This is a genomic window from endosymbiont of Galathealinum brachiosum (assembly GCA_003349885.1).
Classification (GTDB): Bacteria; Pseudomonadota; Gammaproteobacteria; order SZUA-229; family SZUA-229; genus SZUA-229.
Map to the genome: position 1 here is coordinate 11475 of QFXC01000007.1, position 24376 is coordinate 35850.

A 24376-nucleotide genomic window follows, 5' to 3' on the forward strand; every position below is an offset into this window, starting at 1 on the left:
AACAGGGGGGCCTTTTTTATTTGTATGGCGGACCGGACGGGATTTGAACCCGCGACCTCCGGCGTGACAGGCCGGCATTCTAACCAGCTGAACTACCGGTCCAGTGGTGGGTGATGAGGGAGTCGAACCCCCGACATTCGCCTTGTAAGGGCGACGCTCTACCAGCTGAGCTAATCACCCGCCATTTTGTGCGGGCGCTAGTTTACTGCATCTTTTAATGCTTTGCCAGGCTTAAATGCTGGAACGTTAGCAGCTTTAATCTGGATCTCTGCGCCTGTTTGTGGATTACGGCCAACACGTGCTGCACGCTGACGTACTAAAAATGTACCAAAACCAACGATAGTTACCTGGTCATTATCTTTTAATGCGCCTGTTACAGATGAAATCACTGCATCAAGTGCACGCCCTGAATCTGCTTTTGATAAGCCTGAGTTATCAGCAATAGCGTCAATCAATTCTGATTTATTCATTATAAAATCCTAAATGTTAGTTGTGTTCGTGAAATTAAAGAAACTGTTGTTTCAAGTAAATATATTTTTGTTGTAAAAGCCCGTATCTACCATCTTGTGACTTTTTAAATGAGTCATGCCGCGGAGAAACTTCACATATCCAGAATCGTCACTTTAAAGCGCACTTTAAATGCCCCTGCTAATCTGACGTTTTGTGGATAGAACTAGCGCAAACTTTATACCAGCCCTGAAAGCACCGTGTCAATGGCTTTTAGCAAATATAGGCTTAAATCAATCAATTAATTTTCTGTCAAGTATAAAAACCCAGCTTTTGTCTGAAAATTGATAAAAAAATTTGATAATTAACTTTATAAGAAGATAAAAATATTTGTTTATTCGAAATAAAAAAAGCGCATTTATATTGCTATAAATGCGCTTTTTCAGGATTAAAATCAGGCCTTCAAAGATTAATGTTAATGATGACGTAAATCATCTTCTTTTTTAGACTTTTTTCCTTTAGTACTAGAACCTGCTTCAGATTTTCCCGCCTTACCTCTCGGGACTGGCACACTTTGTAAAGCAATTGCCAAAACTTCATCAATCCATCTTACTGGTTTGATTTCCAGTTTTTCAAGAACAGTTTTAGGAATATCAGCAAGATCTTTTTCATTTTCATGCGGAATAACGATCGTTTCAATTCCACCACGATGAGCAGCCAGTAATTTTTCTTTCAAACCACCTATAGGCAACACTTCGCCACGCAAGGTAATCTCACCAGTCATAGCTACCGTTGATCTCACTGGTATACCTGTCATGGTTGAAACAATAGCTGTGCACATACCAATACCGGCACTTGGCCCATCTTTAGGTGTTGCACCCTCCGGCACATGAATATGAATATCTTTATTCTCATAAAAATCATCTTCAAGACCTAATGATTCAGCACGACTTCTAACCACTGTCATCGCAGCATAAATAGATTCCTGCATGACATCACCCAGTTGCCCGGTAAATGTCTGTTTGCCTTTACCCGGCACAACAGCAGCCTCAATACTGAGTAACTCGCCACCTACTTCAGTCCATGCCAGACCGGTTACCTGCCCTACCTGATCATTATCTTCAGCTTTACCATAACGGAAACGAATAACCCCAAGATATTTTTCCAGATTCTCTGATGTGACAACCACTTTCTTATCATTTGAATTCATCAGAACATCTTTAACAACCTTTCGACAAATTTTAGACATTTCACGCTCTAAACTTCGCACTCCAGCTTCACGAGTATAGTAACGAACCGTATCCATAATAGCTTCCTGCGTTACCTCAAGCTCATCATTATTCAGACCATTATTCTCCATTTGCTTGGGTAGCAAATAGTTTTTAACAATGTTCATTTTTTCATCTTCGGTATAACCGGGTATACGTATTACTTCCATACGGTCAAGTAATGGTCCCGGAATATTCATACTGTTTGACGTCGCGATAAACATCACATCTGATAAATCAAAATCAACTTCAAGATAATGATCACCAAACGTATGGTTTTGCTCTGGATCTAATACTTCTAATAATGCCGAAGCCGGGTCACCCCTGAAATCCTGAGCCATCTTATCGATTTCATCTAACAGGAATAACGGATTACGTGTACCAACCTTACTCAGGTTTTGAATAACCTTACCTGGCAGTGAGCCTATATAAGTTCTACGATGACCACGAATCTCCGCTTCATCTCGAACACCACCTAGCGCCATACGTGTGAACTTTCTGTTAGTTGCACGCGCAATAGATTGACCCAGAGAAGTCTTACCAACACCTGGAGGTCCAACTAAACAAAGAATGGGGCCTTTAAGTTTTTTAACTCGTTGCTGAACCGCAAGATACTCAAGAATGCGCTCTTTAACTTTTTCCAGACCGTAATGATCTTCATCTAGTATTTTTTGCGCTTCATTTATATCTTTTGATATCTTGCTACGTTTTTTCCATGGGCAACCCACTAACGCATCAATATAGTTGCGTACAACAGTTGCTTCTGCCGACATAGGCGACATCATTTTTAGTTTACTAAGCTCTGAATTAGCCTTTTTCTTGGCTTCAGCACTCAAACCCGCTTTATTAATTTTCTTTTCAAGGTCTTCAATTTCATTAGGTGCCTCGTCAAGTTCACCCAGCTCTTTCTGAATCGCTTTCATTTGCTCATTCAGGTAATACTCGCGCTGACTTTTTTCCATCTGCTGCTTAACACGACCACGAATGCGCTTTTCAATTTGTAACAAATCAATCTCAGCTTCGATCATGCTGAGTAAATATTCCATACGTTTATTAACATTTGAAATACTCAGGATTTTCTGCTTTTCATCTACTTTAAGCGACATATGAGCAGCAATAGTGTCAGAAAGGCGAGCAGGGTCATCAATTCCGCTAAGAGACGTTAGAATTTCTGGCGGTACTTTTTTATTGAGTTTTACGTACTGATCAAATACACCCATTATGGAACGAGAAAGCACTTCAAGTTCACGGTCATTTTCATCACCACTGTCTTCTAACAATGTGTAATCAGCTGTAAAGAAAGGCTCATCATCAAATACAGCATCCACTTTTGCACGGGTTGCACCTTCTACCAGCACTTTAATCGTACCATCCGGTAATTTAAGCAACTGCAGAATAGTTGAAAGCGTACCAATTTCATGGATATCTTTCATTGATGGATCATCTATTTCTGCACTTTTCTGCGCCACCAGTAATATCTGTTTGTCTTTTGACATAGCAGCATCAAGTGCCTGTATAGATTTCTCTCGTCCGACAAATAGAGGGATAACCATATGTGGATAAACCACGACATCACGTAATGGAAGTACAGGAATTTTTCCTTCATACGCTTCCACTATTGATTCAATTTCGTTTTCGGTATCTGACACGGATATTACCTCGAGTATTTATTTAGGGGAGGGTAATTAGAACCCACCGATATTTAATTCTTTAGAATCACATGGGGGCAGTATGTGAAGCTTCAAGGTTGATTAATAAATATTTTTTATGGTTGGCGAGTGGCCCCATAAATTTTTTGATAATTAAAACTAGCCTGACTGCAACTTACAGATTCAATCAGGCTAACTTACTTTAGTTAGACTTCTTACTCAGCGCTAGACGCAGTTTTTGGTGCTTCATTATTTTCAATCACCATAAACGGCTTGGCCTCTCCATTAATGACACCCTCGTCCAGTACAACCTTGGTGACATTATCCAGCGACGGTAATTCATACATTGTTTCCAGAAGAATATTTTCCAGAATAGTACGAAGACCACGAGCACCTGTTTTACGCTCCATTGCTTTTTTGGCAACCGCTACAAGCGCATCATCACGGAACTCTAACTCACAATCTTCCATTTCAAACATTTTGGAATACTGTTTCGTTAAAGCATTCTTAGGCTTAGTTAGTATAGTTACCAGTGCGTCTTCATCTAGCTCTTCCAGAGTAGCAACTACGGGTAAACGCCCTACAAATTCCGGAATCAGACCATATCGAATCAAATCATCCGACTCCAGATCTTTAAGAATCTCACCTGTAGATTTAGTATTTTCCTTGCCGCGAACTTCTGCGCCAAAACCAATTCCACTTTTCTCTGAACGGTCACGAATAACCTGATCCAGGCCCGCAAATGCACCACCGCATATGAAGAGAATATTACCGGTATCAACCTGTAGAAATTCCTGCTGAGGATGCTTACGTCCACCTTGTGGCGGTACTGATGCAACCGTACCTTCAATTAGCTTCAATAATGCCTGCTGCACACCTTCACCTGAAACATCACGTGTGATTGAGGGGTTATCCGACTTACGTGAAATTTTGTCAATTTCATCAATATAAACAATACCCGTCTGGGCTTTCTCTACATCATAATCACACTTTTGTAGTAACTTCTGAATGATATTTTCAACATCTTCACCCACATAACCCGCTTCGGTTAATGTCGTCGCATCAGCAATGGTAAATGGCACATTAAGTAAACGTGCAAGTGTTTGTGCTAACAGGGTTTTACCCGAACCGGTAGGCCCAATTAGCATGATATTACTTTTGGAAAGTTCTACATCGTCTTTCTTATGTTTAACTTCCAGGCGTTTATAGTGATTATAAACCGCCACGGCTAACACTTTCTTAGCCTGTGTCTGACCAATTACATAATCATCCAGAATTTCTTTAATTTCCTGGGGTTTAGGTAACTTGGTTACTGATGAAGCAGCCTGCTCTTGCAGCTCTTCGCTGATAATATCATTGCAAAGCTCTACGCATTCATCACAAACGAATACGGAAGGGCCTGCGATCAGCTTTTTGACTTCGTGCTGGCTTTTGCCGCAAAACGAGCAATACAGCAGTTTGCCCGAATCTTCTTCATTATTTTTGTCGTCACTCATGACGTGTCCTCATTCTAGCCCGAAGCTGATAATACATTTCTATAGCTAATGGTAATTATAGCTACAATTACAATCTATACCTTGCCAATTATCGTAATAAGTTGCAAGAGTATAATTTAAAAGGTTTTTTGATTAAATATTACTCAACCATATGATTTTTATGGTTTTGTTCAAAATTTAGGCATCTATTTAACATTTTATTACTTATTAAGTAGAAGATAGCCCAAAATTTAATAAAAAACCGCCATTTGGCGGTTTTTATTACGTGGTGATATTTAATTACTTTTCAAGTCAGGAAATGCCTGTTTAGCAATTACTCTGACGTTTCTCCACTTCTTTCTCTTAATACAGAATCAATCATCCCGTATTCAGCTGCATCATCCGCACTCATGAAATTGTCACGCTCAGTATCTTCAGCGATTCGCTCCATTGACTGGCCTGTATGTTTAGCCAGAATAGAGTTCAAACGATCACGCATTGAGAGTATTTCACGGGCATGAATATCAATATCCGTTGCTTGCCCCTGAAAACCACCTAATGGCTGATGAATCATTACTCGAGAGTGAGGCAAGGCAAAACGTTTACCATCTGCTCCACCGGCTAATAATAATGCCCCCATACTCGCAGCCTGACCAATGCACAAAGTAGACACATCTGGTTTAATGAACTGCATGGTGTCATAAATAGCCATACCTGAAGTAACCACTCCACCGGGTGAGTTTATGTAAATTGAGATATCTTTATCCGGGTTTTCAGATTCCAGAAATAATAACTGGGCAACAATCAAATTAGCCATATGATCTTCAATCTGACCAACAATAAATATAACTCGTTCTTTTAACAGTCTTGAATATATATCATAAGAACGCTCACCACGTGCAGTTTGCTCAACAACCATGGGCACCAGATTATTCTCTAATCCAAGTGCACCCTTACTATTTTCTGATGTAATGATCATTCATTGTTCTCCGGGAACATGGGTTTGCAACATTGAAAACAACGTTACTTGTTTTATATTTAAATTTAAGTTCAACTGATTGTATGTTGTGACTAGATAAATACAAGTAGGCAAATAAAAAAAGCAGGCTAAAAGCCTGCTTTTTTTATTAACCTGTTTGTTTTTTGAACAAACAAAGCTGAGTTAAACCCTGATATTTATGCAGGATTTTGAGCTTCAGGGTTCATTAGGTCATGAAAACTTTTAGCTGAGTCTGATACTTTTGCCTGATCAACAATCCAGTCAACAACCATTTCTTCCATTACTAATGCTTCAATACCCTGCTTTAACTGAGGGTTGCTATTGTAATGATTCACAACTTCTGAAGGATCTTCATAAGTCTGTGCAATATCTTCAATCTTTGCAGTTACTTTATCTGCTTCAGGTTTGATTTCAGCTTTCTTTACTACTTCACCGATAACCAGACCTAGACCAACACGACGTTTAGCTTCACCTTCAAATAATTCTTTCGGTAAAGACATACCACCCTGTAACTGACCCGCTTCCATCATCTGCTTTTGTAAATTACCCGCTTCCTGATCAATTAGAGCTTTAGGCACAGGCACATCATTTGCTTCTAATAATTTATCTAATACTTCTTTCTTTAGCACTTCAGATAACTTGTTACGTAATTCACGTTCCATATTGCCACGAATATCAGACTTCAGCGTATCAATTGAACCATCTTCAACACCAAACGATTTAGCAAACTCTTCATCAATTTCAGGCGCTTTGGGCTCTGCAACAGTAATAACTTTAGTCGCAAAAGTCGCTTTTTTACCTTTTAGATTTTCTGCATGGTAATCATCAGGGAAGCTCACATCAAAAGAAAACTCTTCGCCAGCTGATTTGTTTTCCAGTGCTTCTTCGAAACCGGGAATCATACTACCAGAACCTAACACAACAGGAACTGAATCAGCCTGACCGCCTTCAAACTGCTCGCCATCTACCGAACCATCAAAATTGATAGTCATCTGATCACCGTCTTTAGATGCACGATCAACAACGTCATAAGTTGTACGTTGCTTTAATAATGTGTCGATCATAGTATCAACATCACTATCAGCTACTTCAGCCGTTGTACGTTCAACTTCTAACGTAGCGCAATCAACCAGCTCGATTTCAGGATAAACTTCAAATGTTGCGATAAACTCTAATGGTTTACCCGGCTCCATTGATGTTGGCTCAATAGAAGGGTTACCTGCTGGATTCAGAGACTCCTGAACAACGGCATCACGTAATGTGTTCTGCATGACTTCACCGACCACTTCCTGAATCACTGATGGGCCATATTGTTTTTTAACAACACTCAAGGGCACCTTACCAGGGCGGAAGCCATCAATTTTAACGCGTGAACGCATTGAGTTCAGACGACTGTCTACTTCTTTATCAACAGTTTCGGCTGGAACCTGAATTGTTAATTTACGCTCCAGACCTTCGCCTGATTCAACAGAAACTTGCATAGTAACCTCGGTAGTACCTGATTAGCTGTTCAAATACAGCCAATATATGGATTATGAATATTATGTAAATTTGAATTACCCGGAGTAAATAATCACCCCGGGTTTTCAAAAAACTAAGGCGGGAACTCATAATTGAGCCCACCTTATAAAGATGGTGCGAGCGGAGAGACTCGAACTCTCACGTCTTGCGACACCAGAACCTAAATCTGGCGTGTATACCAATTTCACCACGCTCGCTAAGGCGCGGAATTATATAACAAAATTATCAGATGTGAAGCCTTTTATAGATTTTTTTTTGAATGATGCCGCAGAATAAAGAGTTTAAGGCCGTTTAGCCCTTGCTGCTGCACTTTATTCTTTAGAAATCCAGACCACCCAAGCAGGATTCCAATAGGCCCCAACGCCATTTTGCTCCACTTCCAGAAGCTAAAATGATCAGAATGACGAATTATTTTGCCATTATCGAACTGAAATTCAGCAAAAATCACATTATTAACTTTTCTACCTGTCTGAGAAAACGTGTAAGTTGCCTCCCAACGAGCAGATCCATGTTTTTCATCAGCCTGAATATCGCTAAATTTCAGCTCAAAATCTTTCGCTCTGTTACACAGCATATGCCACATAGCACTCACATCATCACCTTTTAAATCATTGAAAACAGGGTCAGAAAAGTGAATATTTGAAGCATAACACTGCTGCATGCCTTGCCAGTCGAGACTTTGAAAGGATGAATAAAATTCATGTATTAATCGTTCATTTGAGTTCATTTTTAGACCTTACTTTAAGTAATATCAGCAGCAACCCGTCGCAACCAGTAAATTGCACCTACACAATATAAACTATACTTAACATATATAAAGCATCTCAAATGAATAACATTGGAGCAGGATTATGAGTGACTACAGCCATATACTGATAGCAATTGACTTCGCCTCATCTGCCGAACAGGTTTTAAACAAAGCACGTGATATTGCAGATCGTAATAATGCAAAACTCAGCTTACTGCATATTGTTGAATATTTACCACCTATAGACTCTGTCTACGAACCTGTCCTTGCTAATAACTGGATTGTTGATGAGACTGAAATGCTGTCACAGGCAAAAGTGTCACTGGAAAAATTTAGTAAGCAGCAAAAATTAATTAATGCTGAATTACATACTGCACTTGGTACACCAAAATATGAAATATCCCAGTTTGTAAAAGACCATCAATGCGACCTGGTTGTTATAGGCTCTCATGGACGACATGGTATTAATATTCTATTAGGTTCAACTGCAAATGCAGTTTTACATGAAATGCCCTGCGATATACTGGCTGTTAAAATTGAAAATTAGAATAAATGCGGTTTGTTAAAATACAGTAAAAATTAATCATCTGGATATGTTAATGTCCTCTTATGACATCAGCGCAAACAATTCAGAAAATCAGCATCCCATCAAACGATCATTTCACCCGAACACTGGCTGAAATAATATTACTCGAATACAAAGATGAACTGCCTGATTTAAACCAGATCTGCATATTTTTACCCAACGCTCAGGCAGTACAACAAATGCGCATTAGCCTGACAAACGTTGCCCAGCAAACTTTACTTGGCGGTTTTATTGGCAGCCACGCACAATGGCTAAATGAAAATATAAACCCGACAGATTTTTCAAGAAAGCACCTCAATGAATCAGCGCGGCAACTGTTACTAATTGAAGCCCTCAAACAGCATAGTGATTTATTTTCTATAGAAAATCACTGGCAGATCTGCGACAGTCTGCTTGAATTATTTGATGAATTAAATTTAAGTCAGCATCAATGGTTATCGGATTCAACCCCTGTCTGGATTGAAAATCTTCAAAAAGCTTATCAGACCGAACAAAACCTGATACATCTAAATCAGGAAGCGAAAATAATTCAAACCCTGTGGCAAGCATGGCAACAGCAACTTAAAGCTTTAAACTTACAGGACGACACAGGAGCGCTTAAGCAGCAATTACTTTTCGCCATACCAGATCACATGCATAACAAACACTTTTATATAATTGGTATGGAACAGTTCACAGCACTTGAGCTAGCCTGGTGCGATAAACTATCACAGGTAGCAAAAGTAACACACGTCACACAGAAAAATGAAACACAGTTACTACAGGACATTTACTCTCAGGAAAAAGACTTTTACCAACGAATACAGGCATATAAAAACACGAATGGAACGTGTTTTTTAGATAACATAAAACTATATGATGCACAAAGTGCTGAGCAGGAAACACAGGCTGTGGATTTAAAAATTCGCATGAGTCTATTAAAGGGAAACTCAAATATTGCCGTTGTTACTGAAAATCGTAAACTGGCAAGGCGATTACGTGCACTACTCGAACGTGCAGATGTAAACATACAGGACACTGCAGGCTGGGCACTTGCTACAACCAGTTCAGCGACAGTACTCGAACGCTGGTTAGAATGCATTGAGCAGGATTTCGCTTACCAGCCTTTGCTGGATTTGTTAAAATCACCTTTCTTTTGTGATGCCAATGATTTTGATAACCACTTAAATCTGGTTTATCGTTTTGAGCAGGATATTGTTCTTCATGAAAATATAGCCAATGATTTAAAACGATTTAAAAATGGTATAAAAAATAGAGCGGAAAGACTTAATTTAAAAAACAGATCAACATCCGAACAACTACTGTTATTGCTAAATAAACTTGAAACAGCTTCCAGTGAGTTAACCGCTCTTTTTAAAAGCGATCAACTCTGCACGCCTGAAGTATGGATCAGTCACTTCATAAAAAGCATTAAAGAACTAGGCATATATCAACAGTTTTCTTCAGATATTGCCGGTCAACGGGTACAGGAAGAGCTTGATAAGTTATCTTACGCTCACCACGCAGCAAACCCGATTATGAGCTGGCTGGATTTACGCACATGGATTGGCAGCACATTAGAACGCGAACAATTTAAACCACAAAGTCAGTTATCTGCCGTAAAAATAATGAACATGCAGCAGGCACAATATTGTCAGTTCGACACATTAATCATTGCCGGCGCGAACATGAAATCATTCCCGGGCAGCGCCAGTCAACACCCGTTTTTTAATCAATCTGTAAGACAGGCACTACAACTTAAGAACTGGCACCAGAAAAAAGAGAATAATTTTTATCAATTTCAACAATTATTACTGGCCGCTAATGATGTACTCATTACATGGCAGGCAGAAAAAAATGGCGAATGGATGCAGGTATCCCCATGGGTTAGTTCTTTACAGGATTTTAGCAAGCATAGTTTCAACCTCTCTTTACGGGACAATCATCTGGATATTTTATTAAATAAACTAAACCCGGTAACTGATCGCAGCAGAGAATTAATTAACAATATTACAACTGTCAGTCAGGCACACCCATCTATTAAACCCGGACTAATCCCGGCAGAATATTCAGCATCACGTCATCAACGCTTAATAGATTGCCCATATAAATTCTTTGCCGCTGATGCATTAAAATTAAAACCATTAGAACAAATTAGTCTGGAATTATTAAAAAGTGAATACGGCGAAAAAGTACACTCAATACTTCATGCTTTTCACCAGCAGTGTGACAACATGCCTGCTCCTTTCAATGAACCATTAACCTATAACAACAAAGCCAATGCATTGACTCACATAGAAGACCTGTCTCGACAGATATTTAACACACAGGCAGAGGACTCTATACAACATAGGGGCTGGTTTGAACGCTGGATGCTTACAGCAGAATCTTATATCGACTGGCAAATACAACGCCAAATCGACTGGAACATTTATAAACTTGAAGAGCCCGAAGAAAACACTCTTAGCCCAGAAACAAAACTGGTGGGGCGTCTGGATAGAATTGATAAACAGGGCAATGAACTTTCTATTATTGATTACAAAACCGGTGGCACGGCTAAACAGAGTGATATTGATCTGGCAGAAAACATCCAGCTCACCAGTTATGCAGCATTAATGGATGATGTGTGCAATGTTATTTATTTAAAACTGGATAAAGGTGAAACCAAACAGGCAGGAGCATTAGAGGGTGACGCTTTGTCTGATTTAAAAGTTGATGTTTTGAAACGACTGGAGACGGTTATTTCTGAAATACGAGAATCTCAACCTTTACCTTCATGGGGTGATTCCCAGGCTTGTGGTTATTGTGATATGAGTGGCTTGTGTCGTAAGCAGATGTGGGAAGTTGCTGATTAGATTTGTCTCTTACTATTTGGTCTTTGCTGTGGGAGTTCCTGTACAATTTAGTCTTTCGAGGATAGAGCTCTGTAGTGAGGCCTGCTGGCGTTTTTCACGCTCATTTCTTCATGGGAACGTGAAACTTACCTAAAAACATAAGACTCAACCTATAAACCCATAAACAGACTTCGTAAGCGCCACAGAAACAATAAACAAAAACACAAGCGATCCCAAAACCCAGGCCCCTAACCGGAGACGAACAGGCCTTCCAGGTTTAAGCGCGAGCATCCCAAGCCCAATATAAACCAGTAAAGCCACAATCTTAACCTGCAACCACTGATGATCTAAAACCGACCAGTGAAATAGATACAACATAAACAATGCACTGATCAACAATGTAGCATCAACCACATGGGGCACTGTTTTAACCCAGCGATTATACAGGAGCGCAGAACCCGTTATCATCAATAGACCACGCAGAAAAAAACCGCAAAAGGATAAAACAACACAACTAATATGTAAGGTTTTGATCCACTCCATCTTATAAAATCAACCTAGCATTACCCGCATTGCCTGCTTGCGTTCATCATCAACAAAACTCGCCTCAATACTATTTAGAACAAGTAACCTTGCCTGTATTTCAGTCATATCTAACGACTTCGCTAAAGCAACAAAATTCTCTGTCATATAACCACCAAAATAAGCAGGGTCATCCGAGTTCACCGTAACGCACACACCCTGCTCCAGCATCAATAAAATATTATGTTCAGACATATTATCGAAAACACGTAATTTAGTATTTGATAAAGGGCAAACCGTAAGGGGCATTTTACTTTTTACCAGATACGAGATTAACTCAGAATCTTCCGTGGCACGTACACCGTGATCAACCCTGCTTACTTTTAAATCATTAATAGCTGTCCAGATATATTCCGCTGGTCCCTCTTCACCCGCATGTGCTACGGTTAACAAACCCAGCTCTCTTGCTTTTGCAAATACCCGACTAAACTTTTCCGGTGGCTGCCCCTGCTCCGAACTATCCAGCCCCACTGCTACAATTTTTTTAATAAAAGGCTCAGACTGTTTTAGCGTTTCAAATGCGGCCTCTTCACTAAGGTGCCTTAGGAAACACATAATCAGCTGACTGGAAATTCCCAGCTGATCATGAGCATCATCCAGTGCACGTGAAATGCCATTAATCACCGTTTCAAAACTTATACCTCGATCAGTATGTGTCTGCGGATCAAAAAAGGGTTCTACGTGAATCACATTCTGTGACTGACATTTTTTGAGATATGCCCAGGTTAAATCATAAAAATCCTGTTCCTGCTGTAATACATTTGCACCCTGATAATAAATATCCAGAAAATCCTGTAGATTATTAAATTCATAAGCGGCTCGCACCTGCTCAACCGTTTCAAAAGGCAGTTGAATGTTATTTCTCTGTGCAAGTTCAAACATTAACTCTGGTTCAAGACTGCCTTCCAGATGTAAGTGCAGTTCTATTTTTGGTAAATTATTAAGCCAGTCTTTCGATACTGCTGTCATATTTATTTCCCTTTTAAATATTAATAATTTCTCATATCTCTGAGTAAAATTTCAATTCGTCTGTTTTCCCTCTTACCCTGCTCTGTCTTATTTGAGGCTATTGGTCTTGTCGCCCCCATGGCTCTTGATTCTAAACGGACGGCAGGAATAGCCTGGTCTTCCATAAAATGTAATACAGTTAATGATCGTACAGATGAGAGCTCCCAGTTGGTTTTAAATCGTTTATGCAAATTACCCGTTATAGGCACATTATCTGTATGACCTTCTATAATAATTTTCAGATTTTCATCATCAAGCAAAGCTCTGGATAATCGAGCAAGAATACGTTTTCCTCGCTGACTTAGATCACTGCTTCCCGAAGAAAACAGAACTGTCGCGGCCAGGGTGATTTTTACACTCTTTGTTCCCTGCTCCAGCTGTATTTGCTCCAGCTCATCAAGCGCTTTAACCAGCTCTTTATATAACTTATTACTTCGAGGCTGATACTTAATCGTAAATACCAGGTCATTAACATTATTTCCATAATAAGTAATCGTATTGTTACGTTTCACCCACTTACCAGGGCGATTAGCTTCATAACTTATAACTTTAAAATTACGGGGAAACACCCATGCATAAACCAGTTGAGAGAAGTTTTCAGGCTTATTCCAGATGCCATAATTATTTTCTGGTGTTTTTGTTTTTTCATCCCAGTTTTTATATGTATAAACTCCATTTTCACCTATCTTTATCTCCGTTTTAAGTAACTTGTTTTGCACCAGTGTTGCATAGGTTCCAGAGGCAATTTTTAACAGATCATATTTTTTTTGCGAGGTCACATCCCACTTGTATTTATCAGGGTACACATACAGATAATCTTTTAAGTGTTCTGCTGGTGATTGCACCTGACCTTTTTCAAACCAGATATCATAATTGGGGTGACTGGTTCTTAATGTATCGTAGCGTACGTAATTTTTCCCATCCTCATTTAGAAATATTATTTTTTCGCTTACAACAGACTGAGAGATGGCAACGGCCTGAACACCGAAAAGAAGAAATATAAAAAGAGTAAATTGGGCGTAATTGAAAAGAGATGATTTCATGATATCGCCTTTTTATATTATTTAAGAATATAAGTGTAGTTCTAAAATTTTGCTATGACTACAATGGTTGACATCAGCAATATCGAATTCATGAATTATTGTGCAAATCCATACAGATGACACGAGCTAAAAACACAAATGCGACTATTCTAACAATTTAACCAACGCCGCTTCATCCAGCATTTCAACGCCTAACTGTTCTGCTTTAGTGGCTTTAGAACCTGCATTATCACCCACCACAACATAACTGGTTTTCTTCGAGACACTACCCGTAACTTTCGCCCCGCGAGCCTGTAAAGCTTTCTTAGCATCATCCCGTGTCATTTCAGTTAGTGTGCCAGTCAACACAAATGTTTTACCTTCCAATGTTTGTTCTTCTACAGCGACACCTTCGATAGCATCCCAGTGTATTCCCGCATTTAATAATTTTTCAATCACTTCTAGATTATGTGGCTGCTTAAAGAATCGAACAATATGTGCTGCCACAATAGGACCCACATCTTCTACGCGCTGTAATGATTCTTCATCCGCCGCTTTAATCGCATCGAGAGATGTGAAGTACTGAGCCAGTGTTTGTGCCGTTGCTTCTCCAACCTCACGAATACCCAGCCCATAAATAAATCGATTTAAACTGGTATATTTTGATTTCCCTAAAGATTCAATCAGGTTTGTCGCCGATTTTTCAGCCATACGTTCAAGGCCGATAATCTTTTCAACCGTCAGTGAATACAGGTCATCCATATGGTCAATACAGCCTTCATCAACCAACTGCTCTACCAGTTTGTCTCCTAGCCCGTCCACGTCCATGGCTTTACGAGAAGCAAAATGTTTGATGGACTCTTTACGTTGCGCACCACAAAACAGACCGCCGCTGCAACGTGCAATCGCTTCACCTTCCTCCTGTTCAATCTCCGACTCACAAACAGGACATTTTTCAGGAAGCTTGATTTTCTCTGCTCCGTGCTTTCGACTACCGGGCACGACACGCACAACCTCAGGTATAACATCACCTGCGCGACGTATTATCACCTGATCACCAACACGCACATCTTTTCGGTTCACTTCATCCATATTGTGTAAAGTTGCATTACTCACCGTAACACCCCCTACAAAAACCGGTTCTAATCTAGCAACTGGCGTTATCGCTCCAGTTCTGCCTACCTGAAACTCTATTGCATTTACCCGGGTAAGTTCTTCCTGTGCTGGAAATTTATGCGCTATGGCCCATCGAGGAGCCCTGGCAACAAAACCCAGCTCTTTCTGTAAATTAAGTGAATTAACTTTATAAACAATGCCATCAATCTCATACGATAACGAATCTCGTAAACCGGACATTTGTTTAAAATAATCCAGACAACCCTCTACACCCTGAACGGTCTGGCGTTCTTTGCATAACGGCAAACCCCATTGTTTCAAGTGATCAAGCATATCACTATGAGTTTCCAATTCTGCACCACCGTCTACCCGCCCAACTGCATAACAGTACATTGCGAGAGGTCGTTTAGCCGTTATTTTAGGGTCGAGTTGACGCAATGATCCTGCTGCTGCATTGCGCGGGTTAGCAAATTGCTTTTCATCATTATCACGGGCTATCTGATTTAGTTTTTCAAAACCCGCTTTGGGCATAAATACTTCACCCCTTACCTCTAACAGCTCGGGAATATTGCTACCTAATAATTTCAGAGGTATAGAATGAATAGTACGAATATTCTGGGTAATGTTTTCACCCGTGGTTCCATCACCCCGCGTACCCGCACGTACTAATAAACCTTTTTCATACAACAGACTCACCGCCAGACCGTCTAGTTTTGGTTCTGCTGCAAAACTGATTTCATCATCACTGTCTAATCGCTGCTGAATGCGTTTATTAAAATCACTTAACTCTTCTTCATTAAATACATTATCAAGCGACAACATAGGTACTTCATGTTTAACCTGAGTGAACCCGTCTAGCGGTTTGTCCCCAACACGCTGTGTTGGGGAATCACTGGTAATTAAATCCGGGTTCTGTTTTTCTAGTGACTGAAGTTCTCGATAAAGACGATCGTATTCGACATCGGGTATTTCCGGATCATCCAGTACGTAATACTGATAACTATGGTGATTAAGCTGATCGCGTAAATGTGTGATTTCAATTGATTGTTTATTATTAGACATTTTTACTTTGTTACAATATTTCAGATAAACCTAAATATAATTTCATAATCTGTCATTTTCAGATGCCTTATCGAAATCCCTGTGACTTCGGATAATTTGACAGATCTCCCCCGAAACAGGAAATATAAATAAGTTAAGAATTAAACGGATTGAGCTTTAATACTTTCAAGATATTTTACTTTCTCACGTAATGCAGTCGCCGATTCTTCATCTAATACTTTACGTTGCGCATCACATAAGACGGCATCCAACATGGTTGATAAACTATGAGCACAAATCAACATTTCATCAAGCACATCAGATGGATTATCAACCAGATTAGCCTGCATAAAAAAGCTAACACCCTTTGTTTCCATTTCGTTCATATGATCAATTTCAAAAAAGCCGGGTTGCTGAATATTTGCCATACTAAATTGAATTTTTCTATCTGTTGTCTGATTATGACGGTGAAAAATTTTCATATCGCCGTAATCCAGATGCAGTGCGTAACTGGCACTCAACACCTTTTCACCTTTAATTATTTCATCCTGCTGAGCTAGCACATAAACGGATACCACATCATCAATAGCAACATCTACCTGAGGTGTAGCAGATTTCTGCTTTTTCACTACAGGCTCTTCTGCTGGTATTTCTTCCGCTGCCGGCTCTTCTATTAATGGCTGTTCAATACTTCGAGAACCATCAAAACTTTCATCAGCAGGCTCAACATCCTTATCCTGTTCACGTTCCGAGTAAGGCTCAGGCTGATATGTTTTTTCTCTAAATGTTTTTTCAGGTGTTGACTGTACTGCTTCATCAAAATTATTTTCATTTTGAATATCATCAGCATCATAAGGTGAACTGGACACGACTTTTACAGGGCCAACCCCATGCATCCATTCATTATTTTCGCTTTCCTCTGTTGCACTAAATGATGGCACATCGTTAGCCGCATCGAGAGGTGAATAATTCTGATCTTTTTTACGTACACGACTAAACAGATATACAGCCACAACAATAACAATTGCGACGCCTAATAAAATCCAACGTAAATCATCCATCTCCATTTATAAACCTTTACGCACTCTCTACCATTTTTGCAGCTTCTTCAATATCAACTGTTACCAGACGTGACACACCTGCTTCACGCATGGTTACCCCACTCATTGTTTCAGCCATTTCCATGGTGACTTTATGGTGAGTAATAAAGATAAACTGAACCGTTTTCGACATGGCTTTAACCAGTGCACAGAAACGGCCTACATTGGCTTCATCTAAAGGAGCATCCACTTCGTCCAGCATACAGAAAGGTGCTGGATTCAATTCAAAGATAGCAAATACCAGCGCAACTGCTGTCAGGGCTTTTTCACCACCAGACATTAACTGTATATGACTAATACGTTTACCCGGTGGACGAGCCATTACAACCACACCAGTATCCAGTAAATCATCACCGGTTAATTCAAGGTATGCCTGACCACCACCAAACAGGCGAGGGAACATTTCCTGAATCCGGTTATTTACCGACTCATAAGTGTCTTTAAATTTAGAACGAGTTTCCTTATCAATTTTTTCAATCGCAGCTTCCAGAGTCTCCAGTGCTTCGGTTATATCCGTATGTTGGGAATCTAAATACTCTTTACGTTTACTCTGCTCTTCAAATTCTTCAATTGCCGCCAGATTAATCGGGCCTAAACGAGCAATACGCTGAGCGATTTCTTCAACCTTACGTGCCCAGTCATTTATATTCGCTTCACCACCTAACTCTTCTAACAGATCCTCTGCATTAAAGTCAGTTTCTGCAAGTTGTTCCTGCACAGTCTGGCTACGCACTTTAACTTCAGATGTATTTAAACGAGCCTGCTCTAAACTTGAGCGAATCATCTGTGATTTTTGTTCAACTTCATTACGCTTCTGTTCTAACGTGCGCAAACTATTATCAATGGCTTCAACCGAACGACGCGCTTCTGTTAACTGTTCTTCAACCTGTAACCTTTCTTCAAGCAAAACTTCCAGTTCTTCAGATTTATCTTCACCCGATTTAACCACCTGTAAACTTCCGGTTAATTCTTCGTGACGTTGCTGTTGAGTTTCCAGCTGACGAGCCATTCGCTCTATATTTTGTTCGAGATTTCGCTTTAATGTACGTCGCGATTCAATTTGAATTGCCAGCTCATGCACAGACTCACGTTCATTCTGTGCTTTACTACGCGCTTCTAATAACTGATTCTGCAGATTTTCACGTTGACCTGATAATTCATCACGTTGGCGCGATAAAGCTTCCATCTGTGTCATGGCTTCATTACGTTTACGACGCGCTGATTCCATTTCATCCTGCTGACGTTCGATATTTTTAGTGATCTCTACCGACTCTTCCTGCAGGTTCTGGTTACGACTTAATAAATGTTCTAACTTGGTCTGGCCTGCTGTTAACTGCGCCTGAATCTGTGAACACTGGCTATGGGTATTATTTAACTCAGCCTGCCATTGTTCACGCTGTTGTTCTAAATTCTGTAACTGTGCACGGGCATCCTGAATCTGAACCTCAAGTTCTTCCAGTGTCATATCCTGCTCTTCAATTACCTGCTGCAGTTCTTTAATTTCCTGCTCACGGGCCAGCACACCTGATTTCTCATCTTTATCACGTGCCACTCGTAACCATGCCTGAGCCAACCAGATACCATCCTTAGTAATAACTGATTCATTCGCAGCCAGGGAAGCGCGCATTGATAATGCCTGACTTAAATCTTCAGCCACTTTCACGTTTTCAAGAACACCACTTAAAGAAACCGATGATTTAATTTTACTACTCAGGCTATCAGCTGCACCATTGACCGCAGCAGAATTTGAAGTATCGAATAAGCTTAAATTACCCTCATTCAAATCACCCAACACCTGAGCAACGCTGTCCATACCATCAACACAGACCGCCTCAAGATGTGAACCTAAAACCGTTTCCGCCGCTCTTTCCCAGCCCGCATCCACTTCTATATTTTCTGCCAGGCGTGAGTTCTTCGCCAGACCATGTTTTTCTAACCAGCCACCCACTGCATTTTCATTTTTACCCAGTGCTGCTTTCTGCAATGCTTCAAGTGAAGCCAGACGACCCCGACTTTCATTTAACTGACGACGTAATGCATCTTCATCACGGCCAAACTGGGTAGATAACTCACGCTGATTACGAATTTGTTCAATCACATCAGAAACCTTATCCTGCATTTCTGACTTTTTCATTTCCGCCGTTTCGCTTTGCTCACGTAACTGTTCTATCTCGATCTCTAGATCGTCACCCACCAGTTTACGTTTTTCATCTTCAATTTTTTCATGGCGTTGCTTCAGCTGAACAACCTGTTTCTCAAGTTGCTCCATACGTGTACGTTCAACCTGAGCTGTTTGAGATGGCTGGGCAGCCTGTTCGTTATGTGTATCCCATTCAGCCTGCCATTCCTGCATGGCCTGTTCAGCTTCATGTAACGTCTCATTAACCGCCTGTTGCGATTCACGCTGCATTTCGAGTTTAGGCTCAGCTTCACCCAATACTAAATCAATTTCTTCTAACTGCTCACGATCTGACTGCAATAGCGCCTTAATCTCATTCAGGGCGTTTTCCAGCTCATTTAAATCATTTTGTTGGCGACTCAGCATTTCTTTTTCATGCTGAATATTTTGCTCTATACGTGAAATTTCAGAACCCAGACTATAATAACGAGCCTGTACTGCATTTAACGATTCGTTTTGCTCTACACGTTGTTCACGTAACGTTTCCAGTTCAGACTCAACTGCACGTTGCTCTGCAATCACTTCCTGTAAACGGGTTTCCTGCTCTTCAATCGCCTGTTCGCGATTTTCCATCTGATCGTGTAATTCTTTCCAGCGCAACGCCAGATGCTCGGCTTTAAAGCGGCGCTCTTCAATTTTTAATTCTTTATATTTTTCTGCCGTGCGTGATTGGCGTTGTAAACGATCCAGCTGCTTATCAATTTCTTCACGTAAATCATCCAGACGCTCAAGATTTTCACGGGTATGACGAATACGGGTTTCGGTTTCACGGCGACGTTCTTTATATTTAGATATTCCCGCGGCTTCTTCCAGAAATGCACGTAACTCTTCCGGTTTAGCATCGATTAAACGGGAGATCATGCCCTGCTCGATAATCGCGTAACTACGCGGGCCTAAACCAGTACCCAGGAACAGGTCAGCTATATCACGACGACGACATTTACTGCCATTAAGAAAATACTTAGACTGACCATCACGGGTAACTAATCGCTTAGCGGAAATTTCTGTAAAACTGGCATAAGGACCTTCCAGTTTGCCTTCACTATTATCAAAAACCAGTTCAACAGAGGCCTGACTAACAGGTTTACGCGAAGAAGAGCCACTAAAAATAACATCCGCCATCGAAGCACCACGTAAGTGCTTGGCCGATGATTCACCCATTACCCAGCGAACCGCATCTATGGTATTAGATTTACCGCAGCCATTTGGCCCTACGATACCGTTCAGATTGGATGGAAACTCAATGGTGGTGGGATCTACGAAAGATTTGAAGCCCGCCAGTTTGATTTTGCTTAAACGCATTTATAACCCGTAATATCTATTTTTATTTGATGTGTTTTTTTCAAGCCGCCTAGTATATCAATTTCAATGTATAATGCGGCCAAAATTTACACTTAATAGAGAAACTAATGACTACTCAGCCATCAAAAGAACTGGAAACCTTCGATAACCCCCGTCCAGAGCGTGATTACACCATCCGCATCCACACACCTGAATTCACCTGCATCTGCCCGAAAACAGGCCAGCCAGACTTCGCAACCATCCATTTAGATTATATTGCGGATAAAAAATGCGTAGAACTGAAGTCATTCAAGTTATATATGTGGTCATTCCGTGAACAAGGTGCGTTTCATGAAGATATTACCAACCAGATTCTAAGTGATCTGGTTGACGCAACCGACCCTAGATTTATGCGCATTACCGCTGAATTTAATGTGCGTGGTGGCGTTTATACAACCGTGATCGCTGAACACAGACAGGAAGGCTGGGTTGCTCCTGAGCCAGTGGTTTTACCTTAAAACTATCCACATATCAGAGAATGAGTCAGATCGACTCATTCTCCCTGAACCACAGACTCCTCTATGACAAAAATCAATGCTCTTCATATCGGAATCGACCTCGGCACATCAGGTGTAAGAGCCTGTGTCATCAACAATAACAAAGCCTTACTACACACCTGCAAAACCCCGATTCCCTCACCGATCAGGCAGGGCAACGCGATCACACAGGATGCAAATCTCTGGTGGCATGCAACAAATAAAGTACTGCGTGATCTATTCAGCAAAATTAATGTTAAAAATGTTAAAGCCATTTCCGTGAATGGCACGTCAGGCACCGTTCTGCTTTGTGATGAACAGGGCAAGCCTGTGGCCCCGGCCCGGATGTATAACGACGGTTTTTGCACAGAACAGGCTGCCCTTATAAAATCTATTGCCCCTGCAGAAACTGCTGCCCACGGCACCAGTTCGGGTCTGGCTAAACTACTCTATTTACAGCCGTTATACCCTCAGGCCAGACACCTGTTACATCAGGCAGACTGGATAGTGGGAAAACTCTGTGGCCGTTTTGATATTAGTGATGAGAACAACGCATTAAAAACCGGTTATGACCCACAAGCCTCAAAATGGCCCGACTGGTTAAATGATTTAAATGTAAATATGGATTTATTACCCGAGGTTGTTGCACCCGGTACCTGTATTGCACACGTCAGCAAAAGCCTGTTCGGCTTGAATGCTGACTGTCAGATAGTGAGTGGCACCACAGACAGCATTGCAGCTTTTATCGCAACGGGTGCAAACAAACCCGGCGATGCGGTAACCTCTCTGGGCAGCACGCTGGTATTAAAAGTGGTTTCAGATAAACCGGTAACAGCTCTGGAGTTCGGCATTTATAGCCATAAGCTTGGGGATTACTGGTTAGCTGGTGGTGCATCGAATAGTGGCGGCGCAGTATTAGAGCGTTATTTCGATTCCGCACAAATAAATCAGTTATCCGATTCACTCAAACCTGAGGAACCTACCGGGTTTGATTATTACCCCTTGCTTCAGGCCGGTGAACGATTTCCTGTCAATGATGCTCAACTTCAACCTCGACTGGAACCAAAAGCAGATACAGAGCTCAAATTCTTTCAGGCGATACTTGAAGGTATCAGCCGGATTGAGCTCGATGGTTATAACAAGCTACATAAACTCGGTGCTCCTTTTCCTTTGCAGGTTGAAACCACCGGAGGTGGAAGTAAAAATAAAGCCTGGTGTCAGATTCGTGAACTGGCTTTAGGTGTCGAGGTTAAACAGGCAGAATACAGTGAGGCGTGTTATGGTAGCGCGCTGCTGGCCAGGGCCGGGTTTAATAATAGCTAAACACCTGGGTCGAAAACACAAACACCGGGATCGGACTCATATTTGATCTAATCATCTTACGGGGTGATTTAAACTCAAGCATCAAATATAACTCCGATCCCTGACGACAAATAACGATAGAAAAATTATGATTGGAAATTTATTCAAAGGCTTCGGCCATATTTTTGAAGGTTTAAAACTCATTACTCAACCCGGCTTGCGTCGCTTTGTATTGATTCCCCTGAGCATTAACATCACTTTATTTGGTGGTGCTACCTGGTATTTATTTATCAAATTTGATGAATGGATGAACAGCCTTTTGCCTGATTTCCCCGACTGGTTAAGCTGGCTTGAAACCGCTTTAATCTGGTTATTGTGGCCGCTATTTTCAATTATGATTTTACTGGTTATATTTTATACCTTTACTTTTATTGCTAACTTAATTGCTGCACCTTTTAATAGCTTGCTGGCTGAAAAAGTTGAGAAACATTTAACCGGCCAGCCTTTAGATACAGGGCCGAGTTTCCCAACTTCTGAAATGATTAAACGCAGCATTGCGTCTGAAATAGGTAAGTTATTTTATTTTATTAAATGGTGGATCGTTTTATTTATATTAACGTTGATTCCAGTCATTAATCTTGCCGCGCCATTTATCTGGATTTTATTTGGTGCATGGATGTTATCGCTGGAATATCTCGACTACCCAATGTCAAATCACAACAAGTTTTTTAAAGACATTAATAAACAGGCCATATCTAAACGCAGCTTATCATTAGGTTTTGGCGGCAGCGTGATGTTATTCACCAGCATTCCCGTGCTTAACTTTATTGCTATGCCTGCGGGTGTTGCAGGCGCCACTTCACTCTGGGTTAAATATGGAGACCAGTTATCGTGAATGAGTCGAACGTGACGTTGATAGAAGAAAAATTAATTGACCTGGAAATCAGACTCACTCATCAGGAAGACCATATCCTGTCTCTGGATAAAATCATTTACGAACAGGACAAGCTACTCACTGCCCTGCTCGAAAAAGTAAAACAGATGGATGAGAAGTTAAAGTCCACCGGTGAAAATAATATATTGTCTACTGATGAAGAAACTCCACCACCACACTATTAAAATCGGTTTAATTAAGATTTAACAATAACTACAGAAGCTGTTGAAGCGTCCAGTTATTAGATGGTATTTTTTTGCGCGAAAGTTTACCCAGTGTTTTATTTAAAAAGCTATCTCTGGCGATAAAAGAAATGACCTGTTTTGAGCGCATCCCAAGATGTTTCTGCAGCTTATTAAGCCCGGCATGTTTACGATCTATTTCAAGGCCTTTTTCTAACATTTTAATACTGCGTTTGCGACTCTTCATATGCCATTCGGCATAAGCCAGATTTAGAAACACATCACCATCCTCTGATTCCAGTCTGGCTGCATCCCGGCATAATTCAACACCGGCTCGATCACCACTTAATACACGCGCAAGACCACAGTACGAAGCATATTTATTATGGTAGATATTACTATAAGCTGCGGCATCGTATGCCAGTTGAAATTGTTGTAATGCCTGTGTGACCGAGTATGCTTTTAAAAAATCAACTCCCCGCACAAAATCTAAACAATAATCGTTTGAATGACTCACTATATCTTTGTTCATTATTAATTCCCGGTTCTTTTATCATTTTTCCTGAATAATCGTTTTTAATACCGA

At 40.6% G+C, this 24376-nt stretch carries 19 protein-coding genes and 3 tRNA genes; 6 read left to right on the forward strand and 16 right to left on the reverse strand.

From position 1 onward, the window contains the following. Positions 1-25: 25 nt before the first annotated feature. The 9 genes from DIZ80_02690 to DIZ80_02730 form a co-directional block, all read right to left on the reverse strand. Positions 26-102, reverse strand: a tRNA-Asp gene (locus DIZ80_02690). Positions 103-104: 2 nt separating this feature from the next. Beyond that, positions 105-180 (reverse strand) — tRNA-Val (locus DIZ80_02695). Positions 181-197: 17 nt separating this feature from the next. Next, on the reverse strand, positions 198-470 hold the full coding sequence (locus tag DIZ80_02700) for a DNA-binding protein HU (protein ID RDH84404.1): 273 nt from the start codon (positions 468-470) through the stop codon (positions 198-200). A 452-nt stretch (positions 471-922) separates the two neighbouring features. Further along, positions 923-3364 (reverse strand): endopeptidase La, encoded by a 2442-nt coding sequence (locus DIZ80_02705; protein RDH84405.1) that lies wholly within the window; start codon positions 3362-3364, stop codon positions 923-925. 215 nt (positions 3365-3579) lie between these two features. Continuing rightward, entirely contained in the window at positions 3580-4860 is a 1281-nt protein-coding gene (locus DIZ80_02710; GenBank protein RDH84406.1) for an ATP-dependent Clp protease ATP-binding subunit ClpX, read from the reverse strand. A 313-nt stretch (positions 4861-5173) separates the two neighbouring features. Next, the gene (clpP, locus tag DIZ80_02715; protein ID RDH84407.1) at positions 5174-5818 is read right to left on the reverse strand and encodes an ATP-dependent Clp endopeptidase proteolytic subunit ClpP; all 645 of its coding nucleotides are present in this window, start codon (positions 5816-5818) and stop codon (positions 5174-5176) included. A 197-nt stretch (positions 5819-6015) separates the two neighbouring features. Beyond that, a complete protein-coding gene (locus DIZ80_02720) occupies positions 6016-7320 on the reverse strand; it encodes a trigger factor (GenBank protein ID RDH84408.1) in 1305 nt (434 codons plus the stop codon). Between the two features lie 152 nt (positions 7321-7472). Next, a tRNA-Leu gene (locus DIZ80_02725) sits at positions 7473-7557 on the reverse strand. Between the two features lie 44 nt (positions 7558-7601). Further along, the gene (locus DIZ80_02730; protein ID RDH84409.1) at positions 7602-8087 is read right to left on the reverse strand and encodes a ketosteroid isomerase; all 486 of its coding nucleotides are present in this window, start codon (positions 8085-8087) and stop codon (positions 7602-7604) included. A gap of 124 nt (positions 8088-8211) precedes the next feature. Here DIZ80_02730 and DIZ80_02735 point away from each other — a divergent pair, with 124 nt between their 5' ends. Together DIZ80_02735 and DIZ80_02740 are read left to right on the forward strand one after the other, a co-directional pair. Then, positions 8212-8655, forward strand: coding sequence for a universal stress protein (locus tag DIZ80_02735; GenBank protein ID RDH84410.1), 444 nt, complete (start codon positions 8212-8214; stop codon positions 8653-8655). A gap of 62 nt (positions 8656-8717) precedes the next feature. Beyond that, positions 8718-11528, forward strand: a complete 2811-nt coding sequence (locus DIZ80_02740) for a hypothetical protein (protein RDH84411.1) — start codon at positions 8718-8720, stop codon at positions 11526-11528. 144 nt (positions 11529-11672) lie between these two features. Here the strand turns inward: DIZ80_02740 and DIZ80_02745 are convergent, their stop codons facing one another. The 6 genes from DIZ80_02745 to smc all read right to left on the reverse strand — a co-directional run bounded on the left by DIZ80_02745 (position 11673) and on the right by smc (position 20857). Then, on the reverse strand, positions 11673-12050 hold the full coding sequence (locus DIZ80_02745; GenBank protein ID RDH84412.1) for a hypothetical protein: 378 nt from the start codon (positions 12048-12050) through the stop codon (positions 11673-11675). A gap of 9 nt (positions 12051-12059) precedes the next feature. After that, positions 12060-13058, reverse strand: coding sequence for an adenosine deaminase (locus DIZ80_02750; protein RDH84413.1), 999 nt, complete (start codon positions 13056-13058; stop codon positions 12060-12062). Between the two features lie 20 nt (positions 13059-13078). Further along, on the reverse strand, positions 13079-14140 hold the full coding sequence (locus DIZ80_02755; protein RDH84414.1) for a hypothetical protein: 1062 nt from the start codon (positions 14138-14140) through the stop codon (positions 13079-13081). Positions 14141-14284: 144 nt separating this feature from the next. Then, positions 14285-16297 carry a DNA ligase gene (ligA, locus tag DIZ80_02760; protein ID RDH84415.1) on the reverse strand — a complete coding sequence of 671 codons (2013 nt, stop codon included), beginning with the start codon at positions 16295-16297 and terminating at the stop codon, positions 14285-14287. A gap of 140 nt (positions 16298-16437) precedes the next feature. Continuing rightward, entirely contained in the window at positions 16438-17343 is a 906-nt protein-coding gene (zipA, locus tag DIZ80_02765; GenBank protein RDH84416.1) for a cell division protein ZipA, read from the reverse strand. A 10-nt stretch (positions 17344-17353) separates the two neighbouring features. Further along, positions 17354-20857, reverse strand: coding sequence for a chromosome segregation protein SMC (gene smc / locus DIZ80_02770; GenBank protein ID RDH84417.1), 3504 nt, complete (start codon positions 20855-20857; stop codon positions 17354-17356). 107 nt (positions 20858-20964) lie between these two features. Between smc and DIZ80_02775 the strand changes: the two genes are divergently transcribed. From DIZ80_02775 to DIZ80_02790, 4 genes are all read left to right on the forward strand, one after another. Further along, entirely contained in the window at positions 20965-21354 is a 390-nt protein-coding gene (locus tag DIZ80_02775; protein ID RDH84418.1) for an NADPH-dependent 7-cyano-7-deazaguanine reductase QueF, read from the forward strand. A 63-nt stretch (positions 21355-21417) separates the two neighbouring features. Next, entirely contained in the window at positions 21418-22695 is a 1278-nt protein-coding gene (locus DIZ80_02780; GenBank protein ID RDH84419.1) for a carbohydrate kinase, read from the forward strand. Between the two features lie 127 nt (positions 22696-22822). Continuing rightward, the gene (locus tag DIZ80_02785; GenBank protein RDH84420.1) at positions 22823-23569 is read left to right on the forward strand and encodes a sulfate transporter CysZ; all 747 of its coding nucleotides are present in this window, start codon (positions 22823-22825) and stop codon (positions 23567-23569) included. Beyond that, on the forward strand, positions 23548-23793 hold the full coding sequence (locus tag DIZ80_02790; GenBank protein RDH84421.1) for a SlyX protein: 246 nt from the start codon (positions 23548-23550) through the stop codon (positions 23791-23793). Before DIZ80_02785 ends, DIZ80_02790 begins: the two co-directional genes overlap by 22 nt. Before the next feature lie 28 nt (positions 23794-23821). On the opposite strand, the gene DIZ80_02795 is transcribed toward DIZ80_02790, so the two are convergent. After that, a complete protein-coding gene (locus DIZ80_02795; GenBank protein ID RDH84422.1) occupies positions 23822-24322 on the reverse strand; it encodes a hypothetical protein in 501 nt (166 codons plus the stop codon). Between the last annotated feature and the right edge of the window lie 54 nt (positions 24323-24376).